The organism is Streptomyces sp. NPDC001415 (assembly GCF_053597395.1).
Map to the genome: position 1 here is coordinate 81,230 of NZ_JBSFIE010000025.1, position 13,942 is coordinate 95,171.

Genomic DNA, 13,942 nt, shown 5'->3' on the forward strand with positions numbered 1-13,942 from the left:
GACGGGCTGGCGGGGACGGTCAGGCGCCCAATCCGACCAGGGGTTCGGAGTCGTTGACGAAGACTCGGGCGATGTCGGACAGGCGGCGGTTGTGGGCGCGGGCGTAGCCGCGCAGGGCGGTGAATGCCTGTTCCATGTCGATGCCGTGGCGTTCGGCGAGTTTGCCCTTGGCTTGTTCGATCAGGACGCGGCTGTTCAGAGCGGCTTGCAGCTGCTCGTTGAGGACGGTGCTGCGGTGGGTGGAGCGTTGTTGGAGGAGGCTGATGGTGGCGACGTCGGCCAGGGCCTGGGCGATGGAGGTGCTGCCCGGGTCGAAGGGGCCGGGGTCGGTGTGGAACAGGTTGAGGGCGCCGATGACTTCGTCGCGCAGGCGCATGGGGAGGGCCTGGACTGCCCCGAATCCGTGGAGCCCGGCCTGTGCGGTGAAGCGCGGCCAGCGGTCGGTCTCCGTACGGAGATCGGGGACGGTCATTGGTGTTCCCGTGTGGTAGCAGTCCAGGCAGGGGCCTTCGTCGTTCTGGAGTTGGAAGAGTTCGAGGAGGCGTACTTGTTCGTCGGAGGCGGCCATGACGCGGAGTTCGCCGTCGCGGTCCGCGAGCAGGACGCCTGCGGCGCTCGCGCCGAGCATTCCGACGCAGCGGTCGGTGAGCAGGCGCAGGAAGTCGATCAGGTCGAAGTCGGCGACCAGGTTGTCCGCCAGCTCGACGAAGGTCTTGGCCAGGAGTCGTTCATTCATCGTCTACACCCTTGATGGAGGTCGGCTGCGCCCGAACGGGCCGGGAAACGTGTGTAATTCAGTGGACCGTGCGAGGGAACCGGCCGTCCTCATCGGCCCTCCTCGGTCCGCTTCGGCTCCATGCCCGGGGAGAAGCGCAGGCGGTGGGAGACTATGTCGGAGGCCACGTCGGCGAGCCGGTGTCCGTGGGCGAAGGCGTGCGCGCGCAGCCGGATGAACGCCTCCTCGATCCCGACGCCGAGCTGCACCGTGAGCACGCCGGTGGCCTGGTCGATCTCGGCCCGGTACGCGCCCAGGTCGTCACGGCGCCCCACTGGCCCTGTATCGCCGGACTCGTCGATCCGGGCGTCGAGCAGGAGCAGCGTCGCGGTGTCGGCGAAGGCCAGGGCATCGGCGAGCGCCTCGGTGCCCAGCTTGACCGGCACGCCGGCGTACAGGTCAAGGACCCCCGGACTGATCGCCCCGATCTGCAAGGGGAGCGCGAAGACCGCCCGCGCGCCCGCCTCCAGGGCCGCGTCAGCGAACACCGGCCAGCAGTCCTGGAGTTCACTGGCGAGCAGGTCGGGCGCCAGGATCGCCGAGCCGTGGGCGAAGGCATCCACGCACGGTCCCTCCCCCAGGGTGAGCTGGAGTTCCTCAAGCCGTTCGCTGATCTCGTCGGTGCTGCACAGTGGATGGCTGGCCGAGTTCGGGAACATCGCGGACAGGCCGGCGCCGCTGACCGGCAGCGTGGCGACCGCAGCGGTGCACACGTCCACGACCCCGACCCGAGCATCGCGCAGGGCCGCCTGCTGGGCGACGAGCGCCTGGATCCGGGACGACCGGCTGTTGGGCGTCACGCGGTCCTCCGGGTCCAGCTGGGGAGTGGAGGTTCCGTCGGCCGTACGAAGGTCCGTTCCGCGAAGCGGAGAATCAGGGCCCGGAGCAGCGGTGGACCGGTCGGGTGCCACACCGTTCCGATGTCCTGCCAGCCTCCGGCCCGGAGGCTGGCGAGGGTCGGCAGGTCGGCCGGGTCCACCAAGGCCGCGCCGAGTGATGCCCGGCGGCCGGTCAGGAGCCGTTCCTGCAGTCGGCAGGCCAACTCCTGACCCGCGCGGTGCGGCCGGACCAGGATCTTGGAGATCGCGAAGACGTCGCCGGAGGCGGTGAGTTGCTCGACGTCATACGGGAGCGTCCGGTCGAACCCGAACCACCACCGGCCGTCGCTTGGAACGGGGAATCCGAAGGCACACCCCACCAGGCAGTCGGTCTCCGCGATCACGAGGGCGAACCCCGGTCGCCGGATGTCGGCGGCGAGGCGACGCAGGAAGCCCGTCCGCCGGCGGCTGCGGTACTTCTCGCCGGTTGTCGCCTCACAGGACTCCGTGTAGAGATCCGCCAGGTCCTCCCTCAAGTCCTGGGCCCGCCAGCGGCTCACTCGGAGCAGCCGCACCGCGGCCATGAGGTACGGGTCGTCGTTCCTGGGCCTGTGGGCTTGCTCCGGCCGGGGCCGACCGCTCACAGCACACCATCCGTGACGGCAGGCCCCGAGGACGCGAGCCGGCGCAGCGCTCCGCGATACGCCGTCGGCGGCGAAACCGGTGTCACGGTGAGGGGGCCGTCCCCGGGAGGAGGGGATTGCTGTCCGAACGGACCCTCCAGGAAGAGGAATTCGGTGTTCGTGATCCTGACCATCCAGGCCAGCATGGGTGGAGGATGGTGCAGCCGCAGGGATCCGCCGAGCGAGATGGTCCGCCGCGCCGCGCAGAGGAAGGCATTGAGCCCGCTCACGTCGCAGAAGGTGAGCGGGGTGAGGTCGACGTCGATCGTACGGATGCCGTCGCGCAGGCACTGTTCGAGGGCCTCGCGCACCTGCGGGATGGTGTCCAGGTCGATCTCGCCTGCCAGGGTGATCAGCGACCGTTGCCTGCTGTCGTGGCGGTAGATGTTCAACGGGGGCAGGGGCATGACGCCTCGGTTCGGTAGACCCGCCGGGCAACGCCAAGCGGCGGAGCCGGACTCGCGGCCGCTCTTGGCACGCTGTCGGCAGGGGCGTACTAACGGCGGAAGCAGACCGGCGGCTGGCCCAACAACCCGTGTATCGGAAGCGGGACCCGCACGATTCACTTCAGGAGATGCACCGGCGACCGGACGAAGGGTCCGCTCCCCGAGCCTCAGTTCGGAGCAGCAACATGTCCGCCGGGGTCTGGGACGTCCACGCAACAGCATAGTCCCGGCTGCCCTCGCCAGGACTGTTCCTGTGGAACACCCTGAACAGTGACGGTTTCGGCAACGCCACGTCCGATACGCCGTCGGAGCAAGGAAATTGAGGCGCCGGACTGATCGGCGCCGACGTCCGCGGTTCCCGCGCGCTCCGACCGGGCCGATACGCCTTGGAAGTGGTACTGCGCAGCTTCCGTGGGTCGCTGGAGGAGGGGGATCAGTCGGGCCGGGTCACGACGAGCGCCTCCTGCACCGTGGCGAACATCGGCACCAGGGCGGTGACACCGCCTGCGGCGAGGACCTTCCGGTGCCATGGCCGGACACAGACCAGCCCCAGCGCACCACCGCACTCGCTCACCCGGCGGTGCGCCCTGTGCAGCAGTGTCAGGGCGGCGCAGTCGAAGAAGACCACCGCCCGCAAATCCACGATCAGCCGGGCTCCCGGCCGGGCAATCGCGGCATCGAGGGGCGCCTGGACTGCCGCGGCGGTGGTCAGATCGATCTCTCCGTACATCTCGACCACGGTAGATCCCCGCATCAGACAGATACGCGCGCCACCGAACACCTGTGGAGAGTGCCCCGCGACGAGAGGAACGGGTTCCGGTAAACCCGGCTGAACGATGCTTCCCACAGTAGCTCCCCACCCACAACGTCCCCCGCAAGAGCGGGAGTTCACGGTCATCGGGTGCAGCCACCAGGTCTGGGGTGATGCGTTCAACACCCTATAAACAGATAAAGGAGAAGAAACGTGCAAGCAGGCAAGCGTTCACCCTCAAGAGTGAACGGCCGGATGCCTCCGGGTGCAGGCAGGCATCCCGTCGCTTGGCTGAGCAACCCGCGCGACCAGCACCGGAGCAGCAACCAGCCGCCCCAGGACCGGACATGGCAGTGCCGCATCGGGCCGCCCCGGTGCTGGCCCTGCCGTCCAGGCCAACTCGTTGGTGCCGAGGCCCGGCTGGGGTCGTCGGATGCCTTGCACCCGCCATCTACGAACAGGGATCAGCCACGTCGATCACCGCCGCTGGCAGCCGGTCTCCACCATCAGGGTGGGAGCCCCGGGGTCCGCTAGGCTCCGTGTGTGGCAGCAGAACAGTACTCGGCGGAGCGGTACGACATCGTTGCTGTCGCGTCCTCGGCCGGGGGTATCCATGGTCTCGGTGTACTTCTGGGCGCGCTCGGAGCCGAATTTCCGGTACCCGTGCTGATTGTCCAGCACCTCGATCCGCGGCACAGGACCGTCATCGCCGAGGTGCTGGCTCGCCGGATGTCACTGCCCGTCAAGCTGGCGGAGGACGGGGAGCACGCGGAGCCGGGGGTCGTCTATGTGGCCCCGCCCGACCGGCACCTCCTCGTCGGGCCGGAAGGCACCCTGTCGTTGTCCCGGAGTGAACTCGTCCACTTCCTGCGTCCCTCTGCCGACCTCCTTTTCGAATCGGTGGCCGGCGCCTATGGGCCGCGAGCCATCGCCTGTGTGCTGACCGGTACCGGCAGCGACGGCGCGATGGGGGTGGACGCGGTGAAGTCGCGGGGCGGCACGGTGATCGCCCAGGATCCCGAGACCGCGGAGTTCAAGGGGATGCCCGAGGCGGCGGTGCGGACGGGGGCCGTTGACTTCGTGCTGCCCCTTGAGGAGATCGCCGCGGTCATCCGTGGACTTGTCGAGATCAAGAGGCAGTGATGAGCGAATCAGCCGCGACCGAGACAGATCAAGGCTTGGAGGACCTGCTCCGCTTCATTCGCGATGCCCGCGGTTTCGACTTCACCGGTTACAAGCGCTCCACGCTCGGCCGTCGGATCCGCAAGCGGATGGGGGATGCCGGTGTCCACGACTACGCGGACTACCAGGACCTCCTGGAGACGGACACCGACGAGTTCCGCACCCTGTTCAACACCATTCTGATCAACGTCACTTCGATCTTCCGCGACGCGGAAGCATGGGCTCTGCTCCAGCGCGAGGTCGTGCCGGAGGTGATCACCAACGTTGCCGCCGAGGACGAGATCCGGGTGTGGAGCGCCGGTTGTTCCAGCGGTGAGGAGGCGTACTCGCTTGCGATCATGTTCGCGGAGGCACTCGGTCTCGACAAAAGCCTGAATCGCGTCAAGATCTACGCCACGGACGTCGACGAGGAGGCGCTGCGCCAGGCTCGCGCGGGGCTGTACCCGGCCAAGTCCCTGGAATCGCTCTCGTCGGAGCTGCGCGACAAGTACTTCGAACCGAGCGGTACCCAGTACCTCTTCCGTCCCGACCTGCGGCGGCGGGTGATCTTCGGTCGGCACGACATCACCCGCGACGCCCCGATCTCCCGGCTCGACCTGCTCGTCTGCCGCAACACCCTGATGTACTTCAACGTGGAGGCGCAGAGCCAGATCATCGACCGCTTCCACTTCGCCCTGCGCGAGAGCGGCTTCCTCTTCCTCGGCAAGGCCGAGATGCTGCTGAACGACGGCGATCGGTTCGAGGCGATCAGCATCCGCCAGCGGATCTTCCGGCGGCGCCCCGGCGAGAGCAGTCCGCCGTACACCGCGGCGCCGCTGAAGATCAGAGCCGGCATGGGCATGGAGATGCAGACGGCGACCCGCGTCCGGCAGCTGCGCGACCTGATCCTCGACGCGACTCCTGGTGCAGCCGTGGCCCTGGACGCGGAGGGAGTCGTCGTGATGATCAACAGTCAGGCGCGCTCCCACTTCGGCCTCACGGCCAATGATGTGGGCCGTCCCTTCCAGGACCTGGAACTCTCCTACCGGCCCACTGAGCTCCGTTCCTTGATCGACCAGGCCACGCACGAGCGCCGGACGTTGCGGGTGCACGGCGCGGAACGGCGCATGGGTGACGAGGTCCAGTACTTCGACATCCTCATCCAGCCGATCCCAGGCGGCCCCGGCCTGCCGGTCGCCATCAACGTCACGTTCACCGATGTCACGCTGGCCACCCAGCTCAAGGCCGAGGTCAAGCGCGTCCGCGAGGAACTTGAGACGGCGTACGAGGAACTCCAGTCGACGAATGAGGAGTTGGAGACCACTAACGAGGAACTCCAGTCGAGCATTGAAGAGTTGGAGACCACTAACGAGGAACTCCAGTCGACGAATGAGGAGTTGGAGACCACCAATGAGGAACTCCAGTCGGGCAATGAAGAGCTTGAGACCATGAACGACGAGATGCGGCTGCGTACCGAGGATCTCGACGAGGCGAGGGCGTTCCTGGAGGGCGTGGTCGGCAGCATCGCAGCAGGCGTGGTGGTGCTGTCCGTGGACATGAAGGTGAAGAGCTGGAACCGAGGGGCGGTCGACCTTTGGGGGCTGCGCGCGGACGAAGTGCACGACGTGCACTTCTTCGCGCTGGACTTCGGCTTGCCCACCTCTGAACTGCGTGACGTCATCCAGCAGTGCATCGCATCGGGCAAACGTGCGGGGCCGGTAAGTGTTCCCGCCGTCAATCGCATCGGCAGAAGCATCAACTGCGCCGTGGTCTGCTCCCCGTTCGACGGCCACAACGGAGGCGTCGTACTTCTGATGGAAGACATGGGGAATGAGGCCGGCGGCTGACGCCGGAAGCCGTACGCTGAGAACATGACCGCACAGGGCGGGAGTTCACACCCGGCCGACGGGCAGATCGGCATCGCGCTGCGGCGGGCCGCTCTTGCTGCCGAACGTGCGGCGCGCCAGAGGGCGTCCGCCGAGCGGCACGAGCGGCTGGCGGGGGAGACGGGACGCGAGTTCCATGTGGCCATGGCGGCGATGCACCGCAGGGTCGCCGAGCGTCATCTCATCGCGGCACAGCTCCAGAAGAAGTACGCCTATGGATTGGCGGACCGGTCGGCGGGGAGCGGCGCCCGCCATCTGTTCATGGCGACTGTTGCGGAGACGTGCGGCACCTCCAGTGCCGCTCTCACTCTGGTCGGGGCCGACATGGCCCAGCTCGCGTTGGCTGCGTCCGACCAACTCGCGCGAAACGCACAGGACTTGGAGTTCGTACTCAGCATGGGGCCGGCCCGGGACGCCGCCGAGAGCTGTCGGACGGTGTGCGCTTCGGGACCCGCGATGGAGGAGCGCTGGCCCGGCTACGGCGCAGGTCTCGCCGAGCTGGGACTTGCCTCGGTGATCGCACTGCCACTGAAGTCGCAGGCCGGTTGCGTCGGGGCGCTCACGGTCTTCGATCCCCGGCCCGGCCTCGCCGAGTCCGGGGTCTTCGGCAAGGTGGCCGATGCCCTGGCAGAGAGCATGCTCCTCGGCCCGGATGCCGACCCCGGCCTGTACGGCGAAACGGACCACCGGGCGGTGGTGCACCAAGCTGCCGGGGTGCTCTCCGAGCAGATCCACTGCTCGCTCGACAATGCGCTGTCGCTCATCAAGGCGCGGGCCTTCAGCTGGGGAGAGTCCCCGGAGTCGGTGGCGCGCCGCATCGTGTCCGGAGATCTGAAGCTCCACTACTGAGGGGAAGCTCGATGCCCACGCCGGACCAGCGACTGGCCGACACTTTCGTGATGCTCGCCCAGTCCCGGGGCGATGCCTTCGACACCGCGGACTTCCTGACCACTCTGGCGCACCACAGCGTTGAATTGCTGGGCGCCGGCGCCGCGGGGGCAGTGCTCGTCGCCACCGACACGCGCGAAGGCGTCCGGGCGGGAGCCTCGGATCAGGGTGTGGAACGGCTGGAACTGGATGCGGCCGACTGGCAGGAGGGACCCGGCCACGACTGTCACCGTGCGGGCGAGCCCCTGCCCGACACCGCTCTCGAAGAGACACGGGCCCGGCGGCGCTGGCCGCAGTACTCCGTACGAGCACGGGCGCTGGGGTTCACGGGGGTCGCGGCGCTGCCCCTGCAATGGCACGACGAGTTGGTGGGTGCACTCGTCCTGCTGCGCATCAAATCGATCCCGCTTTCCGCGGATGCCCTCGCCCTGGGGCAGTCGCTGGCCGACGCTGCCACAGTCGCTCTCGTGAGGGAACGGGAGCTGGCCAAGAGCCGCACCCTGACCGCTCAGCTGGAACACGCTCTGACCAGCCGGATCGTCATCGAACAGGCCAAGGGCATCCTCGCCACGCGCATGGGTCTCCCCCTGGACACGGTCTTCGACCTGCTGCGCCGCTACACACGGTCCCGTCACCTGAGGATCGCGGAAGTAGCCCGCGATGTCGTCGAGGGGCGCCCGATTCCGGACTGGCCGGACCCTTGGAGGCCGCAGGCGACGAGTTCTGATCCCGCGGCGCCGGGGCCGGTCAGGGCGGGCCTCGCCCTGCCGGAACGGCCGACGGGAGCGGCGCACGACGGCTGACGCACGAGCCGGGAATGCCCCCGGGTCAGCAGGGGTGCTGCCGAGCAACGTCGTTGGCGAGGGCTTGGCGCAGTGCCATGAGAGAGGGCAGGTCGGCCTCCATCGCCCAAGCACACTGCACCTATGGATGGTCAGGAGAGCGAGCGAGGACCGATAATCGGCCGTGAGGGGCTGCGGCGGCTGGCCACGGTGGCCGAGCAGTTGCGAGTCCGTGAGGGGGACGAGTCCTCGTGTGCGACGGACGTGACGTCGGCCCCAGACGAGTACGCGGACGACGCTGGGCGAACCGGTGTGGACGCGCCTGCCGGAGGTGAACCGACAGGCGGTGATACGGCAGTTGACGACGCTGGCCGGCCGGGCGATGTCTGCGGCCACGGGTGAGCGGAGCCGACCATGACGGCGGTGTTGCCCTGGGAACGGGCCAACAGCAAAGTGAGCGACCGCCATCTGAAGCGCCTGGCGGCGGTCTATGTCCGGCAGTCCACGCGGCAGCAGCTCCTCAACCACCAGGAGTCGACGCGGCTGCAGTACGCGCTCAAGGACCGGGCCGTCGCGCTGGGCTGGGAGGCGGACCGGGTCCTGGTCATCGATGACGACCAGGCGATGTCCGCGACGAGTGCGGTGGCCCGGACGGGCTTCCAGCGTCTGGTCACCGAGATCGGCCTGGACCACGTCGGCCTCGTCCTCGGCCTCGAGATGTCCCGCCTGGCCCGCTCGGGCAAGGACTGGTACCAGCTGATCGAGCTGTGTGCCCTGTCCGGTGCGGTGCTGGCGGATCTCGACGGCGTGTACGACCCGGCCGACTACAACGACCGCCTCGTCCTCGGGCTCAAAGGGACGATCAGTGAAGCCGAACTCCACCTGATCAAGCAGCGGATGTGGACCGGGCGCCTGAACAAGGCCCGCCGCGGCGAGCTCGCCTTCCCGCTGCCCAGCGGCTATGTCCGTCGCGCATCGGGCGAGGTGGTCTTCGACCCGGATGAACAGGTGCAGACCGTGATCCGGCTGGTCTTCGCGCAGTTCGAACGGATCGGCACGCTGCACGGCATGCTGCGCTACCTCGTGCGGCACGACGTCCAACTGGGTATCCGGCTGCGCGAGGGACCGGACAAGGGCACCCTGGAGTGGCGGAGGCCGAACCGGATGACGCTGCAGACCCTGCTGCACAATCCCGCCTACGCCGGCATCTACGCCTACGGCCGGCGCCGGATCGATCCACGCCGCAAGGACCCTGGCCGTCCCGGCACCGGACGCGTCGTCCAGACCCGTGACGAGTGGCTCGTGATGGTCCCGGACGTCCTCCCCGCCTACATCACCGTCGCCCAGTTCGAGGCCAACGAGGCGAAACTCGCCGCCAACCGGGCCCGCGCCGAGACCATGTGCGCCGTCCGAGGCGGGCCCGCACTCGCCGCCGGACTGGTCTTCTGCGGTCGGTGCGAAAGACGCATGTCCATGCGTTACCACACCCAGCGCGGCCACAACCTGCCCGAGTACATGTGCGTGCGGGAGGTGACCAACTACGGAGCCGACAAAACCTGCCAGCTGCTGAACGCCGCCTGCGTGGACGCCTTCGTCGAACAGCAGGTCCTCGCGGCCCTCACCCCCGCCGCAGTCGAGGTCTCCCTCCAGGCGGCCGATCAGGTGATGGCCGAGCGGGCCGAGCTGGAGAAGCTGTGGTCCCAGAAGCTGGAGCGGGCCGAGTACGAAGCCGACCGGGCCCGCCGCTGCTACCACCTGGCCGAACCAGAAAACCGCCTGGTCGTACGCCAGTTGGAGAAGGAATGGGAGACGGCCCTGGCCGCCCAGCAGAAACTCCGGGAGGACCACGAACGCTTCACCCGCACCAGCCCGCGCGTGCTCACGCCCGCCGAACGGCAGACCATCACCGCCTTGGCCGGCGACATCGACGGCCTGTGGCGCGCGAGGACGACCACGGTCACGGACCGCAAAGAGATGGTCCGCGCGATCGTCAACAAGGTTATCGTCACGGTGATCGGCACCACCGAACGCGTGCAGGCCACCATCGTCTGGGCCGGTGGCTCCACCACCTCAGGCGAGCTCGTCCGCCCGGTGCAGCGGCTCAGCCAGCTGTCCTACTACCCACAACTGGTCGCCCGGATCCGTGAACTCGCAGGCCAGGGCGTCGGTGCCAGTGGGATCGCCGACCGCCTCGAGGCCGAGGGCTACCGGCCGGCCAAAGGCGGCAACCGGATCACCTCGAACACCATCCGCAACCTCATGCGTCAACTCGGCTGTCCCGCAGGCCGGGTCCACCGCCACCGCCCCGCACCGCCTGGGGAAGAACCCGGCCCGGACGAGTGGTGGCTCAAACACCTGGCCGCGGAGCTGAACATGACCACTGCCACCCTCTACAACTGGATCAACCGAGGCTGGATCACCACGCGCCGCGAGAGCTGCTGGCCACACCGCCTCATCGCCCACGCTGACCAGCAAGAACTCGCCGTGCTCCGCGAACGGCGGACGCGTCCGCCCGGTTGGTACAGCCGCCGACTCTGGAACGAGACCAACGACGCGCCAACCAATCCGACTCCATGAGTGCACTGTGCTTGACACGTCTCGGTGACGAAGCGGTCGAGCAGGATGTTGACGCGCCATTGCCGGCCGTCGTGTACCGCGGTCACGATGTCTGCGATGGTGCTGCGCTGGTCTTGTGAGGGCGAGTTGGTCATGCCAGTCCCTGGGGTTGGAGGACCGTGGGGTCCGTGTCTCCACTCTCCTCGCTCCGAGGGAACATGGCTCTGGCATATCCCGGATCTGGCCGGGTTTCACTCTTGGCCGCAGCGGCTTGGCGGGTATCAGGGAGCCGGCTGCTCGGAGGTGGCGGTGGCAATGAGGAGTTGTGCGGCCTGGGTGGTGTTGTCGGCGCGGACCGCACGGGCCATGGCGGTGCGCGCGGCCTCGACGCTCGCGTGCGGAGGGACCACGAGCAGCGCGAAGTGGTCGTTGTGACCGCGGGTGATGAGGACGGTGTCGTCACCGACCGGGAAGGAGTCGAGGTGTACGACCCGGTCGCCGATCACCAGGCGCGTCGGGATTTCGTTCCAGGCGGTGGCGTCCAGGCCCACGCGGGTGATGGGGCCGAGGTGCTCGGTCAGCGCGCTGACCAGCGCCGGCAGCTCCGCCGCGATGTCACGGGACCGAGGCCACCACGCGCCGTCCAGGAGTCCCTCACGGGACTGCGTCGTCTCCAGCCGGAGGAGGGCCGTTCCGGGTTTCACCGCATGGTGAATGGCGTCCGGAAGCAGCTTCGCAGGAGTGGGGGTGTCGGATTCAGCCATGATCGGTTCGCCTGCCCGCGAGGTGCGGCGACACATCGTCCTTCGCCCGTACTGACGTCGGCACCGCGATGGTGGCCGGTGAAATGCCGCCCTTGATTCACGGTACTCCCGGTGCCTGCCGCGAGGCTCGGCACCGCCCGTCCGGGACTGCCCGTCACCTCCCGGAAAATGCCTGGTCGCACGGCCGCTTCGGGAGCCTTGGACCGGAGTAGAGTGAGGGAACCGGGAGTATTTCGTACGCCCGCTCCCACGCGGATGTCGTTTCCGGCGATCATAAGCACCGGGCTGTCGCAGACGGGCCCGGGGGCAGGTCCGCGCCATGACCATCACCGTCGACAGCACAGCACTCCGCGTCCTCGCTCCACCACTTCCGGCACGGCTGTCCCTCACACCCAAGACCACGCTCGCCGGCCAGCTGGACGGCGCCTGGTGGCCCCGCTCCCGCAACCTCGACGCCGAACTTCCGACACTCCTCGATGCCCTGGACGAGACCTGGGGGCGCATCGCTCGCGTCACGGTGAACCCCACTCACTGGCCCGTGATCCCGCACAGGGTGCCCGTCACCGGGCACACCGTGCACGTGGGCTGGTTCATCGAGCAGGACGCCGACAAACTGATCCTGCTCGCCCGCAGGGGCGGCCGCTGGGACCTTCTCGTGATCCCGCCGGAGACCGAGCCGGCCGCCGCGGCTCGGCTGATGTCCGCCGCCGCGATCCCGGGGAGCGTCCTCACCGCCGGCGCATTGCTGACCGCTGAAGCCGTGACCGGCAGTGCCGTCGAAGCCCGGGGCAGGGAAGACGCCTGGGAGACCGAAGGCGGCGCGTGCATGTCCCCGTTCGGGTACCCGATGGGATGCCGGTTCGGTCCTCCGTCCACGGACGCGTGGAGGTGAGGAACATGGAGACCATCGTCCTCATCGCGGCGATCATTGTCCTGACCGGCCTGGGAGTGCGCCTCGTCCAACTGCTCAATGCCCAGCACAACGCGCGGATCGCGTCCTACCACTTCGGCGACGTGCTGCCGGGCATCGGCCGACGAAGCAGGAAGCACCACAGGCACACACCGGCAGCTCCCGGTCGACCGACCGACACCACCGGTCGCGCCGGCCGCAGCGGCACAGGCCGATGACCCAGACCGCCATCTGACCGGGGGCAGCGAGTGGGACGCCTCAGACGTCCCGCCCGTCGGCCTTCCGCCTCGGTGCTCACCCAACCACTCCACGCACGAGAGGACGCGGTCATGGCGACACTGCGCGAGCGGAAGACCTACCGTGAGCAGGTTCTACGGGCCCTGTACGAAGCCACCGAGGGCAATCGCCTTCTCGGCGTGACCGGCGCAATGATCTGCAGCACCCTCCAGGTCCCGGAGCAGGATCTGGCCGCTGCCTGCACCTACCTGGCCGGTGAGGGCCTGATCACCGTCGACTGGGACCCGGGCAACATACCTGCGATGGTCACACTGACCCACCAAGGAATCCGGCTCATGGAGGCCGAAGAAGAGGAGCGCGGCTGAGCCGCACGCGGTAGCCGGTCGGGTCAACCGCTCCTAGCGACCCCTCTGTCGGCGCGCGGTCACGTGCTGACACACCCTGTTGGGCAGGCGGTCGGCTCCCGTCTCACCGAATCGGGTCGGCGCCGGCCCGTATCGCCTTCGACGTTCACGTGCCGTAGCGCCGATACGTGGCTTGGGCTGTTCGCGGCGCACGGGCGGGACTAGGCTGTCGGCACGGCCCCAGTCCCCGGCAGCGTGAGGATCCGCTCCGAGGAGGCGCACGGTGTCCAGAGGTGCCAGAACTTCTCTCATCCCCGCGGACGCGCTCCGCTCGCCCCCTGAGACGGTGGGTACACATGTGTCTGTACGGAGCGGCCACTCCTCGCCGTCGCTGCCTGTGTCCGTTCCGGACGGACAGCCCGCGCCCACCGGTGTTCATGCGGACCAGGTGGTCGTGGTGGTCAGCGGAAGCCTTGGCCTCGCCACTGTTCCAGGGCTGCGCGAGCGCCTGCTGCGCGTGTCCCACGGCCCTGGAATCCGGTTGGTCCTCGACCTGTCGGGCGTCACCTCCTGCGACATCCTGGGCCTCGGGTTGATCGTCGCCACCGCCCGCCGGGCCCGCTCCTTCGGCGGCAGCCTGCACCTTGTCGCCCCGAGCCCCGCCGTTGCCGAGGCCCTCTGCACCAGCGGGCTGATCCGGCTCCTCCAGGTCCTTCCCGCTCTCGACACGCCGGCCAGGACTTCGGCTACCGAGGCGACCAACCCGGATCTCCGCGAAGCGGCCTAGACACTCCGCCAACCCGTGGGCCAACGGCACCGTCCGAAGCCTCTGGCGCCGCTGCTCCTCTGTCGGTGTCGCCGCGGGCACCCCGACCGGGGGTGCAGATGCCGTCGGTCGGCCCGAGTGTTCATCAACGCCTCGGGTACTCGGTCGGCATGGG

The 13,942-nt window shown here is 68.5% G+C and carries 15 protein-coding genes; 9 read left to right on the forward strand and 6 right to left on the reverse strand.

The window, feature by feature from the left end; genetic code table 11:
- Nucleotides 1-19 precede the first annotated feature (19 nt).
- From ACWC2B_RS27685 to ACWC2B_RS27705, 5 genes are all read right to left on the reverse strand, one after another.
- Nucleotides 20-736, reverse strand: a complete 717-nt coding sequence (locus ACWC2B_RS27685; protein WP_450721174.1) for a GAF and ANTAR domain-containing protein — start codon at nt 734-736, stop codon at nt 20-22.
- Between the two features lie 89 nt (nt 737-825).
- Complete coding sequence (locus tag ACWC2B_RS27690; RefSeq protein ID WP_450721176.1) at nt 826-1,575, reverse strand: ANTAR domain-containing protein; 750 nt, start codon at nt 1,573-1,575, stop codon at nt 826-828.
- Nucleotides 1,572-2,237: a hypothetical protein gene (locus tag ACWC2B_RS27695; protein ID WP_450721178.1), complete on the reverse strand. Its 666-nt coding sequence runs from the start codon at nt 2,235-2,237 to the stop codon at nt 1,572-1,574. Before ACWC2B_RS27695 ends, ACWC2B_RS27690 begins: the two co-directional genes overlap by 4 nt.
- Nucleotides 2,234-2,683 carry an STAS domain-containing protein gene (locus ACWC2B_RS27700; RefSeq protein ID WP_450721180.1) on the reverse strand — a complete coding sequence of 150 codons (450 nt, stop codon included), beginning with the start codon at nt 2,681-2,683 and terminating at the stop codon, nt 2,234-2,236. The genes ACWC2B_RS27695 and ACWC2B_RS27700 overlap by 4 nt, the downstream gene beginning before the upstream one ends.
- A gap of 472 nt (nt 2,684-3,155) precedes the next feature.
- Entirely contained in the window at nt 3,156-3,620 is a 465-nt protein-coding gene (locus tag ACWC2B_RS27705; RefSeq protein ID WP_450721182.1) for an STAS domain-containing protein, read from the reverse strand.
- Between the two features lie 396 nt (nt 3,621-4,016).
- Here ACWC2B_RS27705 and ACWC2B_RS27710 point away from each other — a divergent pair, with 396 nt between their 5' ends.
- The 5 genes from ACWC2B_RS27710 to ACWC2B_RS27730 all read left to right on the forward strand — a co-directional run bounded on the left by ACWC2B_RS27710 (nt 4,017) and on the right by ACWC2B_RS27730 (nt 10,767).
- Nucleotides 4,017-4,616 carry a chemotaxis protein CheB gene (locus tag ACWC2B_RS27710; RefSeq protein ID WP_450721184.1) on the forward strand — a complete coding sequence of 200 codons (600 nt, stop codon included), beginning with the start codon at nt 4,017-4,019 and terminating at the stop codon, nt 4,614-4,616.
- Nucleotides 4,616-6,481 carry a CheR family methyltransferase gene (locus ACWC2B_RS27715; protein WP_450721186.1) on the forward strand — a complete coding sequence of 622 codons (1,866 nt, stop codon included), beginning with the start codon at nt 4,616-4,618 and terminating at the stop codon, nt 6,479-6,481. The genes ACWC2B_RS27710 and ACWC2B_RS27715 overlap by 1 nt, the downstream gene beginning before the upstream one ends.
- 24 nt (nt 6,482-6,505) lie before the next feature.
- Nucleotides 6,506-7,369 carry a GAF and ANTAR domain-containing protein gene (locus tag ACWC2B_RS27720; RefSeq protein WP_450721188.1) on the forward strand — a complete coding sequence of 288 codons (864 nt, stop codon included), beginning with the start codon at nt 6,506-6,508 and terminating at the stop codon, nt 7,367-7,369.
- Between the two features lie 11 nt (nt 7,370-7,380).
- Nucleotides 7,381-8,211: an ANTAR domain-containing protein gene (locus ACWC2B_RS27725; protein ID WP_450721190.1), complete on the forward strand. Its 831-nt coding sequence runs from the start codon at nt 7,381-7,383 to the stop codon at nt 8,209-8,211.
- 393 nt (nt 8,212-8,604) lie between these two features.
- On the forward strand, nt 8,605-10,767 hold the full coding sequence (locus ACWC2B_RS27730; RefSeq protein ID WP_450721192.1) for a recombinase family protein: 2,163 nt from the start codon (nt 8,605-8,607) through the stop codon (nt 10,765-10,767).
- A 260-nt stretch (nt 10,768-11,027) separates the two neighbouring features.
- Here ACWC2B_RS27730 and ACWC2B_RS27735 read toward each other — a convergent pair whose 3' ends face one another.
- Nucleotides 11,028-11,510, reverse strand: coding sequence for a DUF5994 family protein (locus tag ACWC2B_RS27735; protein ID WP_450721194.1), 483 nt, complete (start codon nt 11,508-11,510; stop codon nt 11,028-11,030).
- A gap of 319 nt (nt 11,511-11,829) precedes the next feature.
- On the opposite strand from ACWC2B_RS27735, the gene ACWC2B_RS27740 reads away from it, so the two are divergent.
- The 4 genes from ACWC2B_RS27740 to ACWC2B_RS27755 all read left to right on the forward strand — a co-directional run bounded on the left by ACWC2B_RS27740 (nt 11,830) and on the right by ACWC2B_RS27755 (nt 13,788).
- Nucleotides 11,830-12,402: a DUF5994 family protein gene (locus tag ACWC2B_RS27740; RefSeq protein WP_450721196.1), complete on the forward strand. Its 573-nt coding sequence runs from the start codon at nt 11,830-11,832 to the stop codon at nt 12,400-12,402.
- Between the two features lie 5 nt (nt 12,403-12,407).
- Nucleotides 12,408-12,638, forward strand: coding sequence for a hypothetical protein (locus ACWC2B_RS27745; RefSeq protein WP_450721198.1), 231 nt, complete (start codon nt 12,408-12,410; stop codon nt 12,636-12,638).
- A gap of 111 nt (nt 12,639-12,749) precedes the next feature.
- Complete coding sequence (locus tag ACWC2B_RS27750; protein ID WP_361424886.1) at nt 12,750-13,022, forward strand: hypothetical protein; 273 nt, start codon at nt 12,750-12,752, stop codon at nt 13,020-13,022.
- Nucleotides 13,023-13,359: 337 nt separating this feature from the next.
- Nucleotides 13,360-13,788, forward strand: a complete 429-nt coding sequence (locus tag ACWC2B_RS27755; protein ID WP_450721201.1) for an STAS domain-containing protein — start codon at nt 13,360-13,362, stop codon at nt 13,786-13,788.
- The last annotated feature ends 154 nt before the right edge of the window (nt 13,789-13,942 follow it).

Excerpts from the sequence above, each read along its gene's own strand:
- ACWC2B_RS27685 (WP_450721174.1), bottom strand. The coding sequence starts at position 736 with ATGAATGAACGACTCCTGGCCAAGACCTTCGTCGAGCTGGCGGACAAC.
- ACWC2B_RS27745 (WP_450721198.1), top strand. The coding sequence starts at position 12,408 with ATGGAGACCATCGTCCTCATCGCGGCGATCATTGTCCTGACCGGCCTG.
- ACWC2B_RS27720 (WP_450721188.1), top strand. The coding sequence starts at position 6,506 with ATGACCGCACAGGGCGGGAGTTCACACCCGGCCGACGGGCAGATCGGC.
- ACWC2B_RS27715 (WP_450721186.1), top strand. The coding sequence starts at position 4,616 with ATGAGCGAATCAGCCGCGACCGAGACAGATCAAGGCTTGGAGGACCTG.
- ACWC2B_RS27735 (WP_450721194.1), bottom strand. The coding sequence starts at position 11,510 with ATGGCTGAATCCGACACCCCCACTCCTGCGAAGCTGCTTCCGGACGCC.
- ACWC2B_RS27750 (WP_361424886.1), top strand. The coding sequence starts at position 12,750 with ATGGCGACACTGCGCGAGCGGAAGACCTACCGTGAGCAGGTTCTACGG.
- ACWC2B_RS27700 (WP_450721180.1), bottom strand. The coding sequence starts at position 2,683 with ATGCCCCTGCCCCCGTTGAACATCTACCGCCACGACAGCAGGCAACGG.
- ACWC2B_RS27730 (WP_450721192.1), top strand. The coding sequence starts at position 8,605 with ATGACGGCGGTGTTGCCCTGGGAACGGGCCAACAGCAAAGTGAGCGAC.
- ACWC2B_RS27705 (WP_450721182.1), bottom strand. The coding sequence starts at position 3,620 with ATGACCGTGAACTCCCGCTCTTGCGGGGGACGTTGTGGGTGGGGAGCT.
- ACWC2B_RS27725 (WP_450721190.1), top strand. The coding sequence starts at position 7,381 with ATGCCCACGCCGGACCAGCGACTGGCCGACACTTTCGTGATGCTCGCC.
- ACWC2B_RS27740 (WP_450721196.1), top strand. The coding sequence starts at position 11,830 with ATGACCATCACCGTCGACAGCACAGCACTCCGCGTCCTCGCTCCACCA.